This window comes from Hymenobacter persicinus (genome assembly GCF_004167665.1).
Taxonomy (GTDB): domain Bacteria; phylum Bacteroidota; class Bacteroidia; order Cytophagales; family Hymenobacteraceae; genus Hymenobacter; species Hymenobacter persicinus.
Genome location: NZ_SEWE01000009.1, coordinates 87,373 through 103,271, shown reverse-complemented (window position 1 = coordinate 103,271; position 15,899 = coordinate 87,373). Strand labels below are relative to the sequence as shown.

The 15,899-nt window shown below is 63.7% G+C and carries 14 protein-coding genes; 10 read left to right on the top strand and 4 right to left on the bottom strand.

Annotation, left to right across the window (positions count from 1 at the left end; all coding sequences use genetic code 11):
• Nucleotides 1-46: 46 nt before the first annotated feature.
• The 6 genes from EWM57_RS06340 (at nt 47) to EWM57_RS06315 (ending at nt 3,677) form a co-directional block, all read left to right on the top strand.
• Nucleotides 47-457 (top strand): response regulator, encoded by a 411-nt coding sequence (locus EWM57_RS06340; RefSeq protein WP_129920296.1) that lies wholly within the window; start codon nt 47-49, stop codon nt 455-457.
• A 148-nt stretch (nt 458-605) separates the two neighbouring features.
• On the top strand, nt 606-1,499 hold the full coding sequence (locus tag EWM57_RS21375; RefSeq protein ID WP_207218273.1) for a hypothetical protein: 894 nt from the start codon (nt 606-608) through the stop codon (nt 1,497-1,499).
• A 37-nt stretch (nt 1,500-1,536) separates the two neighbouring features.
• Nucleotides 1,537-2,277: an endonuclease III domain-containing protein gene (locus EWM57_RS06330; protein WP_129920295.1), complete on the top strand. Its 741-nt coding sequence runs from the start codon at nt 1,537-1,539 to the stop codon at nt 2,275-2,277.
• A 61-nt stretch (nt 2,278-2,338) separates the two neighbouring features.
• Nucleotides 2,339-2,524, top strand: coding sequence for a hypothetical protein (locus EWM57_RS06325; protein WP_129920294.1), 186 nt, complete (start codon nt 2,339-2,341; stop codon nt 2,522-2,524).
• Between the two features lie 5 nt (nt 2,525-2,529).
• On the top strand, nt 2,530-2,820 hold the full coding sequence (locus EWM57_RS06320; RefSeq protein WP_165370435.1) for a DUF167 domain-containing protein: 291 nt from the start codon (nt 2,530-2,532) through the stop codon (nt 2,818-2,820).
• Nucleotides 2,821-2,879: 59 nt separating this feature from the next.
• A complete protein-coding gene (locus EWM57_RS06315) occupies nt 2,880-3,677 on the top strand; it encodes a ZIP family metal transporter (protein ID WP_129920292.1) in 798 nt (265 codons plus the stop codon).
• 86 nt (nt 3,678-3,763) lie between these two features.
• On the opposite strand, the gene EWM57_RS06310 is transcribed toward EWM57_RS06315, so the two are convergent.
• A complete protein-coding gene (locus EWM57_RS06310; RefSeq protein ID WP_129920291.1) occupies nt 3,764-5,083 on the bottom strand; it encodes an ammonium transporter in 1,320 nt (439 codons plus the stop codon).
• Between the two features lie 260 nt (nt 5,084-5,343).
• A complete protein-coding gene (locus tag EWM57_RS06305; protein WP_129920290.1) occupies nt 5,344-6,219 on the bottom strand; it encodes a class D beta-lactamase in 876 nt (291 codons plus the stop codon).
• Nucleotides 6,220-6,319: 100 nt separating this feature from the next.
• On the opposite strand from EWM57_RS06305, the gene EWM57_RS06300 reads away from it, so the two are divergent.
• Nucleotides 6,320-8,503 carry a penicillin acylase family protein gene (locus tag EWM57_RS06300; RefSeq protein ID WP_129920289.1) on the top strand — a complete coding sequence of 728 codons (2,184 nt, stop codon included), beginning with the start codon at nt 6,320-6,322 and terminating at the stop codon, nt 8,501-8,503.
• Between the two features lie 63 nt (nt 8,504-8,566).
• Nucleotides 8,567-8,707 (top strand): hypothetical protein, encoded by a 141-nt coding sequence (locus EWM57_RS21100; RefSeq protein ID WP_165370434.1) that lies wholly within the window; start codon nt 8,567-8,569, stop codon nt 8,705-8,707.
• 86 nt (nt 8,708-8,793) lie between these two features.
• On the opposite strand, the gene EWM57_RS06295 is transcribed toward EWM57_RS21100, so the two are convergent.
• Nucleotides 8,794-9,030: a hypothetical protein gene (locus tag EWM57_RS06295; protein WP_129920288.1), complete on the bottom strand. Its 237-nt coding sequence runs from the start codon at nt 9,028-9,030 to the stop codon at nt 8,794-8,796.
• A 162-nt stretch (nt 9,031-9,192) separates the two neighbouring features.
• Here EWM57_RS06295 and EWM57_RS06290 point away from each other — a divergent pair, with 162 nt between their 5' ends.
• Nucleotides 9,193-9,471, top strand: a complete 279-nt coding sequence (locus EWM57_RS06290; protein ID WP_129920287.1) for a DUF202 domain-containing protein — start codon at nt 9,193-9,195, stop codon at nt 9,469-9,471.
• Here EWM57_RS06290 and EWM57_RS06285 read toward each other — a convergent pair.
• Nucleotides 9,463-10,008 carry a hypothetical protein gene (locus EWM57_RS06285; protein WP_129920286.1) on the bottom strand — a complete coding sequence of 182 codons (546 nt, stop codon included), beginning with the start codon at nt 10,006-10,008 and terminating at the stop codon, nt 9,463-9,465. The genes EWM57_RS06290 and EWM57_RS06285 overlap by 9 nt on opposite strands.
• Nucleotides 10,009-10,199: 191 nt before the next feature.
• On the opposite strand from EWM57_RS06285, the gene EWM57_RS06280 reads away from it, so the two are divergent.
• Entirely contained in the window at nt 10,200-15,764 is a 5,565-nt protein-coding gene (locus tag EWM57_RS06280; RefSeq protein WP_165370433.1) for an alpha-2-macroglobulin family protein, read from the top strand.
• The last annotated feature ends 135 nt before the right edge of the window (nt 15,765-15,899 follow it).

Sequence of the window (15,899 nt, the reverse complement as noted above, 5' to 3'; positions counted from 1 at the left end):
CGCCGCCCGCTCGACCTGCTTCTATTCTTCTCCTGACCCTACCGTTATGCGCTCCGTTCTGCTCGTGGAAGACGACTTTTTTGACACGATGACCGTGAAAAAGTCCTTCGAAAAATTCAGTGTTCAGCACCACCTCCACACGGCCTTCAACGGCCTGGAGGCCCTGGACATGCTGCTGGGCCGTAACGGCATGGAAGCCATCAGTCCACTGCCGGAAGTGATTCTGCTGGATTTGAACATGCCCAAAATGAACGGGCACGAGTTTCTGACCGAAATTCGCCAGCACGAGGACCTGCGCCATATTCCGGTGTTCGTCATCACTACCTCGGCCATGGACGTGGACCGGCTCAGCGCCCAGAACCTGGGCGTGGAAGGCTACATCATCAAGCCCCTGGACTTTGAAACCAGCACCGACATGGTCGACAGCATCAGTCTGCTGGAGCGCCTGCTGAAGTAAGGGCGGAACCCGGCCGGGCGGCTCCGTGGTTTTTTCCGGTGAAAAGTGTTGTTTCGCCCTGGCAACGCGTTGTAGCGAACCGGCGGAGCAGGGCTTCACCAAAACTCCACCGACGCTCCGTTTTTTGCTGCTCCTCACGTCCTCTCCTATGCGCGCCCGCCTTCTTTTCCTGCTGCTGCCCCTGTGGGCCACCACCCCGCTGGCCCAGGCCCAAACCACGCCCCGCCAGCTCAACACCCTGCCCAGCCTGCCCGACTCCACCCGGCAGCAGCCCGCCCGGCGCCCGGCGCCCACTCCGGCCGCCGTGCCAGTGCCGGCACCCGCTGCCATCACCGGCTCCGACGTGGCCGCGCCCACCGCTCCTTCGCGCTACTCCGTAGGCCTGAAAAATGGCCAAGTCTACCGCGTTTACGACGTGGAAGTAAAGCAGCCCGTGTTTGGCCGCTCCTTTCTGCTGCTCGACGGGCAGCAGCGCCTCGACATGAGTGAGGTAAAATATTACGACGACGAGACGGGCCACTACGTGCGCGCCATCCTGCCCGGCTCGTCCCGCGAAACCACCCTGCGCCGCGACAAAATCGGGCGCATCAGCCTGTACTCAATCCTCAGCTCCCAGTACGCCGGCAACTACGGCGGCTACGGGCCGGGCTACGGGCGCTACGGCGGCTATGGTTACGGGGGCTACGGCATGGGTGGGCCGGTGTACCGCACGGTCAAGACCGAGTATTTCACCAAGGACAACGGCCCGGTGCAGGACATGAGTGTGAAAAACCTGGCCCTGGCCACCGCCGACAACCCCGCCAGTACGGCCCTGCTGCTCGACGCCCGCCGCTACCAGCGCTACGCCACGGCCAGCTACGTGGCGGCCGGGGGCCTGCTGGTGGCCGGCCTGGTCAGCTCCCTGCGCAACGACGGCAGCGGCCCCAGCGTGTCGCCGCTGATGTTTGCGGCCCTGCCCTTCTCCATTATCCCGGTAATCGTGCAGAGCAAGCAGCAGCGCAACATCAAGCAGGCCATTGCCCTCTACAACCGCGCTCAGTAGCAAACCCCGGCGGGCCCGGGCTGCGTAAGCCGCTACCATGCCCGCTTCCTCCGCCCCCACCCTTCCCGACTTTGCCACCCTCCAGGCCAAGGCCCTGCTGGTCCACGAGCGGCTGTGCGCCGCCTACGGGGCGCCGTTTCGCTTTTTCAGCGACAAAGACGCCCTGAGTGAGCTTATCAGCGCCCTGCTTTCTCACCGCACCAAGAATGCCGACTCGCACCGGGCCTACCAGCAGCTGCGGGCGCGGTTTCCCACCTGGGACGAGGTGCGCGACGCGCCCGTGGCGGAAGTAGAAGCCGCCATCAGCCCCTGCACCTGGCCCGAACAAAAAGCGCCGCGCCTGCAGGCCGTGCTGCGCGAAGTAAGTGCCCGCTGCGGCGGCCCCTGCAACCTCGATTTTTTGGCCGACCAGCCCGTGGCCGAGGCCCGGGCCTGGCTGGAGTCGATTTCCGGGGTCGGGCCCAAAACCAGCGCCGCCACCCTGCTTTTCAGCACCCTGCGCATCCCGGCCATGCCCGTCGACAGCCACCACCACCGCGTGGCCCAGCGCCTCGGGCTCATCGGCCCCAAGGTGGGCGAAGGACCGGCTCATAAGCTGCTCGAAGCCCTGCTCCCGCCCGACTGGAACGCCCAGCAGGTCTACGACCACCACGAGGCCTTCATGTTTCACGGGCAGAAATGCTGCTACTTCCACGCCCCGGCCTGCGGGCGGTGCGTAGTGCTGGACCAGTGCCCCTTCGGGCAAGCCCGCCTGGGCGGCGAAGCGGTGAAGGCGTGAAACGTTATTATTACGTATTGCTGTCTGCCTTTCGACAGCGTCCTCTTTCACAACGTCACCCATGCGACCAACCTACGGAGTGCCCGCCCATTTTTCCTTCATAATTTCCGGCCTGGGGCAGCTGGTGAAGGCGTTTATCATCTGGGTCGTGGGCGGCGCCATCGGCTTTCTGCTGGCCTGGACCCTGGTTGTGCCCTTCGGCATCTGGGCCTGGAACGTGTACGACGCCTACAACTCCCCGGCCTAAGCGACGTGGCCATTCTGCACCTCAAAGCCAAACCCAACGCCCGCGCCAACCAGTTGCTGGTGGCCCCCGACGGCTCCGTGACCGTGCGCTTGCAGGCTCCTGCCCAGGATGGCCGGGCCAACGCCTGCCTGCTGGCCTATCTAGCCGAGGTATTTGGCGTCAGTAAGTCCAGCCTCACGCTGCTGGCGGGCCACGCGGCGCCCTTCAAGAAAGTGAACCTGCCCACGGTGGACGCGGCCACCCTGCTGGCCGTGCTGGACCGCTACCAGAACAGCGGACCAGCGGCCGGCGCGTAACCCTGGGCCGCGGGCACGTATAACGGCCCAGCTTTTTACCCGCTCATTATTCTTTCACTATGACTTTTCCTACCTGGGCTCTGGCCGGTTTTTGGGGACTGGTTTCGGGCTCGGCTCTGCTGCTCGGTGCCGCTATTGGCTACTACGCCCACGTACCCCAGCGCCTGATTGCCGCCGTAATGGCCTTCGGCAGCGGCGTACTGATTTCAACGCTCTCCCTCGAGCTGATGGAGGAAGCCTACAAAAAGGGCGGGCTCGACTCCACGGCCCTGGGCTTTGTGGGCGGAGCGGCGGCTTACACGCTGGCCAACTGGGTGCTGGCCCGCGCCGGCGCCAAGCACCGCAAACGCTCGGGGGAGCACCAGCGCACGGAGCGCGAAAAGGTGCAGACCGGGCAGAAAGAAGGCACCGAGGCCGGCGACGACAACGGTATGGCCCTGGCCATCGGGGCCCTGCTCGACGGCATTCCGGAAAGCATCGTTATCGGGCTGAGCATGCTGGCCGGGGGCTCGGTGAGCATGGTGGCGGTGGTAGCTATTTTTATGTCGAACCTGCCGGAGGGCCTTTCCAGCTCGGCGGGGATGAAGAAAGCCGGCCGCCCGGCCCGCTACGTGTTTTTGCTCTGGGCCGGCATCATGCTGATTTCGGGCGTGGCGTCGTTGGCTGGCTACTCGGTTTTCAGCCAGTTCTCGCCCGAGGTGGTGGCCGCCACCACGGCCGTAGCCGCCGGCGCCGTGCTGGCCATGATTGCCGACACAATGATTCCCGAGGCCTTCGAAACGGCGCACAATTTCACCGGCCTAATTACGGTGCTGGGCTTTCTGGCCTCGTTTTTCCTGAGCAAGATGGGAGGCTGAACCGGCACCAGCACGCATTAGAAAAGGCCGCCAGAATCTCTTCCGACGGCCTTTTCTGCCTGAGTCCCCCCGGAATCAGGACTTGGTTATACCTGCGCCACGACGGGTTCTTTGCGGTAGGTTTGCTCAAACTCCTCGTCGATGTGGTAAGTAGATTCCTCGTGCTGGCTCAGGTCGAGGCCCAGCTCTTCGTCGCTGGCTTTCACGCGCAGCCCGAAAAGGGCATCCGTAACCTTGAGCAGCAGCCAGGAGCCCACAAACGTGTACGCTACCACAATCAGCAGGCCCAGCACGTGGTAGCCAAACAGCGTAGCGCTGCCGTGCACCAGTCCGCCTTTCTCGGCAAAGACGCCCGTGAGCAGCATGCCCACGATGCCGCCCAGCCCGTGGCAGGGAAACACGTCGAGCGTGTCGTCGATGCTGGTGTAGCGGGTCTGCCAGTGCACGGCGGCTTGGCTGATCAGCGAAGCTACCACCCCAATCAGGATGCTTTGACCGTAGGTGACGTAGCCGGCCGCGGGCGTAATGGCCACCAGCCCCACCACGGCCCCGATGCAGGCTCCTACGGCCGTGGGCTTGCCCCCACGGGCCAGTTCGATAAGCATCCAGGCAATCAGGGCCGCCGCCGAGGCCAGGTTGGTATTGACGAACGACTGGGCCGCCAATTCGTTGGCTCCCAGGGCCGACCCGGCATTGAAGCCAAACCAGCCAAACCACAGCAGGCCGGTGCCGAGCAGCACGTAAGGCACGTTGGGCGTGGAAAAAGCCTGATGCTTGGCCCGCCCCGACCGGGGCCCCAGCACTAGGGCCCCCGCCAGCGCCGCAATGCCGGCCGAAATGTGCACCACCGTGCCGCCGGCAAAATCCAGCACGCCCCAGCGGTGCAGAAACCCTTCGGGATGCCAGGTCCAGTGGGCCAGGGGGCAGTAGATAAACAGGCAGAACAGCACCATAAACGCTAGGTAGCCCTTGAAGCGGACCCGCTCGGCGAAGGAGCCCGTAATCAGGGCCGGGGTGATGACGGCGAACTTAAGCTGGAAGGCAAAAAAGAGGATAAATGGAATGCCGGGTGACAACACCGGGTGCGGGGCCGTGCCTACGCCCCGCAGCAGCACAAACGTGAGCGGGTTGCCAATCAGCCCCCGCCAGGAGTCGCCGTAGGCGAGGGAAAATCCCACAAAGTACCAGACCAGCGAAATCACGCCCAGGGCCACGAAGCTCTGGAGCATGGTGGAAATGACATTTTTGGGTCGGACCATGCCGCCGTAGAAAAACGACAGCCCGGGCGTCATTATCAGCACAAAGGCGGTGGCGGTGAGCATCCAGGCCACGTCGGCGGTGTTGAGCGAGCCAGCCGCAGCCACGGGGTGCGCTACCTCAGTAAAGGCCGCCAGAAAGCTGAACATGACCAGACTAAGCAGGGCAAATAACCCATACCCAAATCGAAAACCAGCGCCGGTACTCATAGCCTTGTAATAACCCGTTGTTGTGCGACGGCACCCTGCCGTTTCATGGGCAATATATTGAATACGTTGCTTATTTTAAAAATACCCCCCTTCAATACTAAGCCTAATTTTGAAATTATTGCCATTTACGTCCAAACACCCCTCATATCTCACACCCATAATCTTTAAAATCTCGCACATTATCCTCCACCCCCTAAAATTTACTGGGCTGAGGTCAGCAGCCCGAACTCCTGCCGCAGAATCTGCTCCGTGACGGCGCGGCGGCCCTGAATAAACTTGTTGGTAGCTGCGCCGCGGCGGGGCTCTGCGTTCAGGGCAAAAAAGCAGGCGCGGCCTCTCTGTTCCACCCAGCCCACAAACCAGCCGTTGTCGCGGCCGGCCTGCATGGTCCAGCCAGTTTTGCCGCGCAGGGTCCAGCCTGGCCCGCGCGCCAGCACCAGCAACGCCTGGGTAATTTCCTGGTTGCGGGACGTAACGGGCAAGGCTCCACGCTGCAGACGGCGCAGAAAGTCGATTTGTTCAAACTGGGTGATGCGCGACGAGCCGGCCAGCCAGAATGTGTCGACGGTGGCGGGCGTGACCTGCATGCGTCCGAACCGAAGCCGAGGCAGCCACTGCCCGTACCGCGCGGCACCTACCCGGCGAGCCAGTTGCTGGTAGCAGGGCACGCACGACACGCGCAGGGCTTGGGCCATGCTCATATTCTGGTTCCACTGCGGAAACCGGCGCGGCACCCCGTCCCAGCGACACACCTCGGCCGTATCCCGAATGGCCCCGGTTTCGAGCCCGATCAGAGTGTTGGGAATCTTAAAGGTGGAGGCGGGCAGGAAGCCCTGGCGGCAGCGGGCCGGGTTGTAGGCCGCGTAGCGTCCGGTGCGGGCATCGAGCAGCAAAAAGGAACCCTGCAGGTCGTAGGCCGCGAAATAGGCGCTGAAATCCCGTTCCGTCACGCGGGGCTCGGCCGGCGCGGCGCCCAGGCCCACCAGCAGCCCCAGCCTCAGTGCCCACCGGCGCAGTACCGTTTTTGAAAGCAGCTGCCGGCTCCGGCGCCCTGCAGATTTTATATAGCTTGCCATGCCTACCACAACGAAAAAAGCGTTGCGGGCGTGTCCGGGCCGAAACTACCCGGCCGCGACCCTCGCTCTGTGCCGCAGCCTCACTTCCAAGCTACTTGCTATGCGCTTCCTTTGCACCCTCACGCTGCTCCTGGCCGCCCTCGGCACCCGGGCCCAGGCGTTCAGCGCCGCCGAAATAGCCAGCTGGCAGCAGCAGGCCCAGCAGGTTACCATCACGCGCGACACCTGGGGCGTGCCGCACATTACGGGCAAAACTGACGCCGACGCCGTGTTTGGGCTGCTGTATGCCCAGTGCGAAGATGACTTTGCCCGGGTCGAAGACAACTACATCGTCAACATCGGGCGGCTGGCCGAGGTGGAGGGCGAGGCGGCCCTTTACCAGGATCTGCGGGCCCGCCTGTTTCTCGACAGCACCCAGGCCATCAGCGTCTACCAGAAAAGCCCCCAGTGGATGCGGCAGCTACTCGATGCCTTTGCGGCCGGCACCAACTACTACCTGCACACCCACCCCACCGTGCGGCCCCGGCTGCTGCGCCGCTTCCAGCCCTGGATGCCGCTGATGTTCAGCGAGGGCAGCATCGGCGGCAATATCAGCGTGGTGTCGGTGGAGCGGCTCCAGGCATTTTACAGCCAGAAAAAGTCGAGCTCCTGGCTCGACACCGACTTCCAGCGTCCCGACCGGGAACCGACGGGCTCCAACGGTTTCGCCATTGCTCCCCAGCGCACTGCCGCCGGCCACGCCCTGCTGCTGATTAACCCGCACACCTCGTTTTATTTCCGGCCGGAGGTGCAGGTGACCAGCCAAACGGGGCTGAATGCCTACGGGGCCGTGACCTGGGGGCAGTTTTTCGTGTATCAGGGTTTCAATGAGCACTGCGGCTGGATGCACACCTCCAGCAATGCCGACTCCATGGACGAGTACCTGGAAACCATCGAGCAGCAGGACGGCAAGTTCGTGTACCGCTACGGCAACAAGACCCGGCCGGTGCAGGTGGGCACCGTGTCGTTGGCCTACCGCAAGGACGGCCGGCTCCTGCGGCGCGAATTCACCACCTACCGCACCCACCACGGCCCGGTGGTGGGCCAGCAGGACGACGCGCACTGGGTGGCCGTGCGCATGATGGACACGCCGCTGGAAGCCCTGGAGCAGTCGTACCTGCGCACCAAGGCCACCGACTACGCCAGCTTCCGGAAAGTCATGAAGCTCAATGGCAACGCTTCCAACAACACCGTTTTTGCCGACTCCAAGGGCACCATTGCCTACTGGCACGGCAATTTCATGCCCCGCCGCAACCCGAAATTCGACTGGAGCCGGCCCGTGGACGGCAGCAACCCGGCCACCGAATGGCGCGGCCTGCACAAGGTGGGCGAACTGGTGCAGGTGCGCAACCCGGCCAGCGGCTTTATTCAGAACTGCAACTCCACGCCCTTCACCGTGGCCGGCCCCGGCAGCAGCCCCGACAAAGCCCGTTACCCAGCCTACATGGCCCCCGACGCCGAAAACTACCGCGGCCTCAATGCCGTGCGGGTGCTGCGCCGCCACCGGGCAGCCTTTACGCTCGACACGCTCATTGCCGCCGCCAAGGACCCGTACCTGGCCGGCTTCGAGGAGCTGCTGCCTTCCCTGCTGTCGGCGCAGGCCGGCCCCCAGCCCCCGGCCGTGGAGGAAGCCCGCACCGTGCTCCGTCGCTGGGATTTGCGCTACAGCAACGCGTCGGTAGCTCAGACCCTGGCCATCTACTGGGGAGAAAAAATCCAGAAGCTGGCCCGCGCCCGCACCACTCCCGACCAACGCTTCGACAACCTCACGTTCACCGACTTCACCATTGCCCACACCACGGCTTCGGAGAAGCTGGCCGCCCTGGCCGAGGTGCAGGCTGAGCTCACCCGGGACTTTGGCACCTGGAAAATGCCCTGGGGCGAAGTCAACCGGTTTCAGCGCCTGACCGGCAACATTCAGGAAACCTACGACGACCGGCAGCCCAGCTTGCCCGTGGCCTTCACCTCGTCGGCCTGGGGCTCGTTGGCGGCCTATGGCTCGCGCACTTTTCCGGGCACCACGAAGCGCTACGGCACGGTGGGCAACAGCTTTATTGCCGTCGTCGAGTTTGGGCCCCGGGTGCGGGCGCGCTCGGTGCTGACCGGCGGCGAGAGCAGCCACCCCGATTCCTCCCACTTCCGCGACCAGGCCGCGCTCTACTGCGAGGAGAATTTCAAGGAAGTACTGTTCTACCCCGAAGACGTGCAGCGGCACGCCGAGCGCACGTATTCACCCGGGCAGTAGCTATATAGGCTAACTCATGTGCCCAAGAAGCGTATCTTTGGGCAGAACTTAATTTTTTTCAAGATGTCGACTAAGACCACCAACACCGAAAATACCCAGTCGGAAGCCGCCCCGCGCGTAGAAAGCGCCGTGGAAGCCCTGCACCGCCGCGTAAAGCAAAACCAGGAGCGTCGTCGCCTGAAGCTGAAGCACGTGAATCCGTAATTACGGACTTCGTGCCTACGAAAAAGCCCTGTCTACTCGCGTAGCCAGGGCTTTTTGCTTTCCTGAGGGTGTAGCGCAGGCAGAGCTTAGCGCTTGTCCTGCCCGGGCTTCGACCGGCTGTCATCTTCGGGCGTTTCGCCGTTGATATAGTCCTCGTCGCCCTTGCTCAGGCTGTGCAGGTGATGAATACCGTCGCCCATCGTGACGCCGGCTTCGGTGTCGATGGTCGGGGAGGTGGTTTGCGGATCCACGGGCGTGGCGCGGGTGGCGCCTACGGCTTCGGAAGTATCGTCGGCGGGGGTAGGTTTCTTGTTGTCGGCCATGATTGGTTGCGCATAGGCTGCCGGGGCAGCGGTGGAAAAGACGGGCGCCGTGCTCACCGGCAGGCGGCCCCTGCTGTCTATACGGGTGGTCTTATCGGTGGTTTCTGTCCGGCGCGGCGGCCCGGGCTGCGTATACGGCTGCTCATCCGTTTCTCTTCCCGTATGCCCTCCCCTACTGACTCCCACCTCAGCCTCAGCGACGTGCTGGCCCTGGAACGCACCCGCCTGGCCAATGAGCGGACCGTGTTGGCCTACCTGCGCACCGGCATGGCCCTGCTCATTGCCGGGGTGTCGTTGATCAACTTTTTCCACGAGAATATCTACGTCTGGCTCGGCGTGCTGTGCCTGCCCCTGGGCCTGGGCGTTATCGGGCTGGGCTGGGTGCGGTTTCGGGCTAGGCGCCGCCACGTGGCCGCGGCCGTGGCCGCGCGCCTACAGTAGCACGTCGAGCGACAAAGCCGGCAGCACCAGCAGCCGGCGCTCCACGATCCGCATGTCATTCTCCACGTACTCGGCCCGGAAGCCGTTGGCGGCCAGCAGGCTGAAGCCGGCCCGAAAGCCGTTGCTGAAGCGCAGATTCATACCCGCGCCCCCGCCCAGGTTGACGTCCTGCAGGTTGCCCTTGGTATTGCGCATATTGGTTGTGATGCCCAGATTCCAATGGTAGAGTGAATACACCGCGCCCACACCCAGCACCGGCTCAATGCGGGAGTTGCGCACCGGCAGATAGTAGGTAAGCAGACCCAGCCCACCGGCGCTGAACTCATTTTGGCGCTGGTGGTAGTCGAACACCTGGGTGGCGGCGAGGCGCAGGCCGAAGTGCGGACCCACCCGCCGCTCGGCCTGAATGCCCAGCAGGCGCGGATTGGCCAGAATCCCGACGGCGGTTTTGTAGGGCTCGTAAGGTGAAGCCGGTATATCCTGCGCCGCCAGACCAGTGGAAAGCAGCAGCAAGGGCAACAGTAGCTGTTTTTTCATAGCAATACTTGAATCGAAGCCTGAATGTAGAGCTTTCCCCACCGGGTTCAATGCTTGGCGGCAGCCCAAGCCCGGAGAAGCTTCAGAACGGCTTCTGGCAGCCGAATTTACCCGGGCAAACTCCTTTATAAATAGCTGCAAACATGCCGTTTTATCTATACCTTCCGCCGTCCCTTAACCCCTTTATTCTTATGGTTATTCCCCGTTTATCCCGCCTGCCCCTGCTGGTGTTGCTGGCCGTGCTGAGCGCCTGCTCCAAGTCCGGCTCTAGTGCTGATTCCAGCGCCGAGGGCGAAGAAATCAGTCCCTACCAGAACCTTACCTTCACTTTCGACGAGCCCATCGGGGCGGGCAAAGTCAGCCGCTGGGACACGCTCCAGTACGTGCAGTTTGAGCCCGCCGTACGCGGCAAGTTCAAGTGGACCAGTGACCGGGAGCTGACCTTCTCCCCGGCCGAGCCCTTCCGGCCCGCCACTTCTTTTCAGGCCCAGTGGCGGCCGGTGGCCCTGGCCTCGCTCAACCTCAAGAAAGAGCCCAGCCTGAGCAAAACCCGGTTTCACACCCCCGGCCTGCAGATGCACGAGCCCCAACTATTCTGGAGCCAGAGTCGGCGCGTGGCGGGCACGGCCGAAATGCGGGCCAACCTGCTGTTCAACTACGCCGTGAAGCCCGCCGATTTGCAGCCCTTGCTTAAGGTCACGCAGGATGGCAAAGCCGTGGCCTTCGAAGTGGTGACGGCTGAGGCCGACAGCGTGGTGGGCGTGGCCCTGACCCAGGACGTGCGCGCGGGCTCCCCAGTCACGCTCGAAATCGGGCCCGGCCTGCACCCGGCGGGCTCCGACCAGACCACCAAACAGCCCCTGACGGCCCAGGTAGCCGTGCCCGACCAGCAAACCCTGCTCGTGCGCGAAGTCGTGGCCTCCATCGTGGAAGGCGACCCGGTTATCACAGTGCTCACCAACCAGCCGGTATCGGCCACCGACGTGCCGGCCCTGCTCACGGTAGAGCCGGCCGTCGACTACGCCGTGGAAGCCCTGGAAAGCGGCTTTGTGCTGAAAGGCGGCTTCGACGTGGATAAAACCTACCAGCTCAGTTTGCGCAGCGGCCTGCGCGGGGCCTTGGGCGGGCAGCTGGCCGAGCCCTTCACCCAAACGGCCTCCTTCGTAGATGAGCGGCCCAGCCTGAGCTTTGCCAACGGCGACAAGGCCATGTACCTCGACGCGCTGGGCACCCGCAACCTGGGCGTGCGCATTGCCGAAGTTGAGAAGGTGCAAGTCACCATTGCCAAGGTCTACGCCAACAACATCCAGCAGCTCCTGCGCGGCGGCCAGCAGTACGGCTACGATTACGAGGAGGACGGCGAAGAAGGCGGGGACGGGGGCGAGTACGAAAACAAGTCCTACCACTACTATGACGTCGAGAACCTGGGCAACGTGCTGACCGAGCGTACCTACACCGTGGCCGGCCTGCCCAAGGAAAACGGCCTGCGCCTGCTCAACCTGAGCTTCAAGGACCTGGAATTCACCGGCCCGATGAAAGGGCTCTACATTGTGAAGGTCCAGGACACCGAGCGGCAGTGGTTGCAGGTCAGCAAGCTGGTGTCGGTGTCGGACATCGGCCTGATTGTGAAGCAGGGCAAGGCCGGCCGCACGCTGGTCTTTGCCAACTCCATCCGCACCGCCCAGCCCCTGAGCGGGGTCAGCGTGCGGTTTGTAAGCTCCAACAACCAGGTTATCCGCACCGGCACCACCAACGGGGCGGGCGTGGCCGTGTTCGACAGCACGGCCGCCACCAGCCGCTTCCGCCTGACGATGGTCACGGCCCAGCGCGAGTCCGACTTCACGTTTCTGAACCTGCCCACGAGCCGGGTGGAAACCTCCCGCTTCGAGGTGGGCGGCCTGCAAAGCAACGCTGCCCGCTACCAAGCCTTCCTCTACGGCGACCGGGACCTGTACCGCCCCGGCGACACCATCCAGACGAACACCGTGATTCGCACCGAGGGCTGGCAGGCACCACCTTCGAATCTACCGGTGAAAATCCGCCTGCTGCTACCCACGGGCAAGGAATACGCCAGCCTGCGCAAGAAGCTTTCGGCCGACGGCTCGTTTGAGTCGCGCTTTATTCTGCCCGCCAGCGTCATGACCGGCCTCTACACCCTGGAGGTCCTCACCGGCAACGACGTGCTGCTGACCTCGCGCAAACTCTCGGTGGAGGAGTTTATCCCGGACCGCCTCAAGGTAACCGTGACGGCTGCGCCCGCCGTGGTGGGTCCGGGCCAGGCGGTGAATGCCAACATCACGGCCCTGAACCTGTTTGGCCCGCCCGCCGCCGACCGGAAGTTTGAGGTGGAATTCTCGCTGAAGGAAAAACGCTTTAACCCCAAAAACTACCCCGGCTACTCGTTCGGCATCAGCTCGGGCGAGACGAAGCGCCGCAACTACAACGACGAAGAGGAAAACACTTCGATTTCGGACCGCTTCGAGAAAACCACCCGCGAAGGCACCACCGACGCCACGGGCAAGGGCACGGCCACCTACGAAGTGCCCAACTACGAAGACCTCGGCACCCTGGAAGGCGCCGCCTTCGCCACCGTCTTCGACGAATCGGGCCGGCCGGTCAACCGCCTCGCCACGTTTGAGGTGCAAACCCAGCGGGTGATGTTCGGGGTGCAGGACGTGCCCGAGCTGGTCAGCACCCGCCAGCCGCTGGCCCTGCGCTTCGTGGCCCTCACGCCTAAAGGTCAACCTACCAGCGCCCCCGCCCAGATCAAGGTGGTGCGGCTGCTGTGGGAAACGGTCATTGCCCGTCAGGGGGGCCGCTACCAGTACACCTCCCAGAAGCGCGAGCAGGCCATCCTGACCCAGACCCGCACCGTGGGCACCGAAACCACGCTCAACTTCACCCCGGCTTCCTCGGGTGAGTACGAGGTGCGCGTGGCCCGGCCCGGCGCCGAAACCTACGTGGCCAGCCGCTTCTACGCCTACGGCTACGGCGACACCCAGAGCAACGCCTTCGAGGTCAACAACGAGGGCGAAGTCACCATCGAGGCCGACAAGGCGAAGTACCAGCCCGGCGACGTGGCCAAGCTCCTGCTCAAAACGCCCTTCGCCGGCCGCGTGCTCGTGACGGTGGAGCGCGACAAGGTGCTCGACCATTTCTACGTGACCACCGACGAGAAGTCGGCCCGGGTAAGCATCCCAATTCGGGGGAATCACGTGCCCAACATCTACGTGACGGCCACCGCCATCCGCGAAATCACCGACAACCGCCTGCCGCTCACCGTGGCCCGGGGCTTCGTGCCGCTGACCGTGGAAAAACCCGGTACCCGGCTGCCCATTGCGCTGAAAGTGCCCGCCCAGAGCCGCTCCCAGACCTGGCAGACCATCGAGGCCAGCACCGCCCCCGGGGCTTCGGTCACCTTCGCGGTGGTGGACGAGGGCATTCTGCAGATGAAGGACTACCGCACGCCCGATCCTTACGCCTACTTCTACCAGAAGCGCGCCCTGGAAGTGCAGGCCTACGACGTATACCCCTTCCTGCTGCCCGAGCTGGGCACCAGCTCCTCCGGCGGCGACGGCGCCGACCTCTCCCGCCGCACCACGCCCGTGCCCTCACGCCGGGTGAAGCTGCTGGCTAAGTGGAGCGGGGTGCTCCGCGCCGACGCCAGCGGCAAGGTGCGCTACAAAGTCCGCATTCCGCAGTTCAGCGGGGCTGTGCGGGTGATGGCCGTGGCCTACAAGGGCGACGCCTTCGGCTCGGCCGAGCAAACCATGCGCGTGGCCGACCCGGTAGTTATCAGCACCAGCCTCCCCCGCTTCCTCAGCCCCGGCGACACGATTGACGTGCCGGTGACGCTGACGAATACGACGGGGAAAGTGCTGGATTTCTATGCTGGCGGCCCAACAAGTCAGTTGTTAAATAGAGTTGCCGAAAATCCAAAGAACGACTTGATAGTTTCAGGCAAGCATTTTTCAGCAATGGCTATATACTCTGGGCCGTTGCAACCTAACGCTGAGAAAAGGATAGTTTATCGTTACACTGCTTCAGCTATAGGTTCTGGATTTATTGATGTCAAAATCAACGTCTACGTCCGTAAAAAACCGAATGTACCGGGGAATGACGATGATGCAGCTACCCCAACTTATGTATTAAATGAACGAGTCGAAATACCCGTTCGCCCAGCTTCCCCGCTGGAAAAAGTATCCGGCTCGGGCGTGGTGAAGGGCGGCAGCGTCCAGAATCTGAACTTGAAGACGGCCTTTATTCCGGCCACCCTGCGCAGTCAGCTGGTGGTGAGCCGCTCGCCGATGACGGAGTTTGCCAAGGACTTGCGCTACCTGCTGCAATATCCCTACGGCTGCCTGGAACAAACCGTGTCGGCCGCTTTCCCCCAGCTCTACTACGGCGACCTGACCGCCACGCTGGGCCAGAAAGCGGGCAAGCAGCTTAAGGGCACGCGCTTCAACCCCAACTACAACGTGCAGGAGGCCATCCGCAAAATCGAGGCCCAGCAGCTCTACAACGGCAGCCTGAGCTACTGGCCCGGCGGCGATTACGACAACTGGTGGGCCACCACCTACGCCGCCCACTTCCTGCTCGAAGCCCAGCGCGCCGGCTTCGACGTCAATAAGTCCACGCTCGACAAGACCCTGCAATACCTGCAGGCCCGCACCCGCCGGCGCGAAACCGAGGAGTATGATTACTTCGACGTGAATCAGATTGCCCGCCGCAAGGTCATTGCCAAAAAGGAAATTGCCTACTCCGTGTACGTGCTGGCCCTGGCCGGCCGCCAGGATGCCGTGGCCCTGAATTACTACAAGGCCAACCGCCAGCTGCTGGCCCAGGATTCGCGCTTCCTGCTGGCCGCGGCCCAGGCCGTGGGCGGCAACCAGACCGGCTTCCGCGACCTGCTGCCCACCACGTTCACCGAAACCGCCGCCCGCCGCGCCTTCGACGGCTCGTTCTATTCCCCCGTCCGCGACCTGGCCCTGGAGCTCAACGCCCTGCTCGAGGCCGACCCCGGCAATGCGATGGTGCCCAAAATCACCCGCCTGCTGAGCCGACAGGTGAAAGCGGCCCGCTGGCTCAGCACCCAGGAGCGCGCCTTTTCCCTGCTGGCCCTGGGCAAAGTAGCCCGGCAGAACGCCGGCAGCACCGCCACCGCCACCCTGCTGGCCGACGCCAAGGAAATCGGCCGGTTCTCGGGCCCCGACCTGACGGTCAACAACGTGGCCAACCGCCAGGTGGCGTTGCGCACGGCCGGCACCGGCAGCCTCTACTACTTCTGGGAAACCGAGGGCGTAGCGCCGACCAACACCGTGCGCCAGGAGGACTCCTACCTGAAAGTGCGCCGGCAGTTTCTGGACCGCAACGGCAACCCCGTGGGCTCGGCTACCTTCCGGCAGAATGATCTGGTGGTCGTGAAAATCACGCTGCAGGCGGCCGACGCGGCGGGTTCGGTGCCGAACGTGGCCATCACCGACCTGCTGCCCGCGGGTCTGGAAATCGAGAATCCGCGCATCGGGGCCGTGCGCGACATCAGCTGGGCCAAGGACGCGGCCACGCCCGACTACCTCGACCTGCGCGACGACCGGATCAATCTGTTCACCACCGCCACCACTTCGCCCAAGTCGTTTTACTACGCGGCCCGGGCTGTGTCGAAGGGCACCTTCCGCCTCGGCCCGGTCAGCGCCGACGCCATGTACAATGCTGAGTACCACTCCTACAACGGGGCCGGCATGGTGCGGGTGCGGTAGCGCCCGGCCCTGCCGCGGCCAGACGTTGGAAGCATCGGCCGCGGCAGAACCAGCAGGCTTGAATAGACGGCCAGAGCCTAGTAGCCAGAGTTGAAGCGCTGGCCTTACGTTCTCTCCGAAAGTAACCTGACCGCC

Coding starts and splice junctions, on each gene's coding strand:
- EWM57_RS06290 (WP_129920287.1), top strand. CDS start 9,193: ATGCCCTCCCCTACTGACTCCCACCTCAGCCTCAGCGACGTGCTGGCC.
- EWM57_RS06305 (WP_129920290.1), bottom strand. CDS start 6,219: ATGGCAAGCTATATAAAATCTGCAGGGCGCCGGAGCCGGCAGCTGCTT.
- EWM57_RS06325 (WP_129920294.1), top strand. CDS start 2,339: ATGCGACCAACCTACGGAGTGCCCGCCCATTTTTCCTTCATAATTTCC.
- EWM57_RS06340 (WP_129920296.1), top strand. CDS start 47: ATGCGCTCCGTTCTGCTCGTGGAAGACGACTTTTTTGACACGATGACC.
- EWM57_RS06330 (WP_129920295.1), top strand. CDS start 1,537: ATGCCCGCTTCCTCCGCCCCCACCCTTCCCGACTTTGCCACCCTCCAG.
- EWM57_RS06315 (WP_129920292.1), top strand. CDS start 2,880: ATGACTTTTCCTACCTGGGCTCTGGCCGGTTTTTGGGGACTGGTTTCG.
- EWM57_RS06300 (WP_129920289.1), top strand. CDS start 6,320: ATGCGCTTCCTTTGCACCCTCACGCTGCTCCTGGCCGCCCTCGGCACC.
- EWM57_RS06295 (WP_129920288.1), bottom strand. CDS start 9,030: ATGGCCGACAACAAGAAACCTACCCCCGCCGACGATACTTCCGAAGCC.
- EWM57_RS06310 (WP_129920291.1), bottom strand. CDS start 5,083: ATGTTCAGCTTTCTGGCGGCCTTTACTGAGGTAGCGCACCCCGTGGCT.
- EWM57_RS21100 (WP_165370434.1), top strand. CDS start 8,567: ATGTCGACTAAGACCACCAACACCGAAAATACCCAGTCGGAAGCCGCC.
- EWM57_RS06285 (WP_129920286.1), bottom strand. CDS start 10,008: ATGAAAAAACAGCTACTGTTGCCCTTGCTGCTGCTTTCCACTGGTCTG.
- EWM57_RS06280 (WP_165370433.1), top strand. CDS start 10,200: ATGGTTATTCCCCGTTTATCCCGCCTGCCCCTGCTGGTGTTGCTGGCC.
- EWM57_RS21375 (WP_207218273.1), top strand. CDS start 606: ATGCGCGCCCGCCTTCTTTTCCTGCTGCTGCCCCTGTGGGCCACCACC.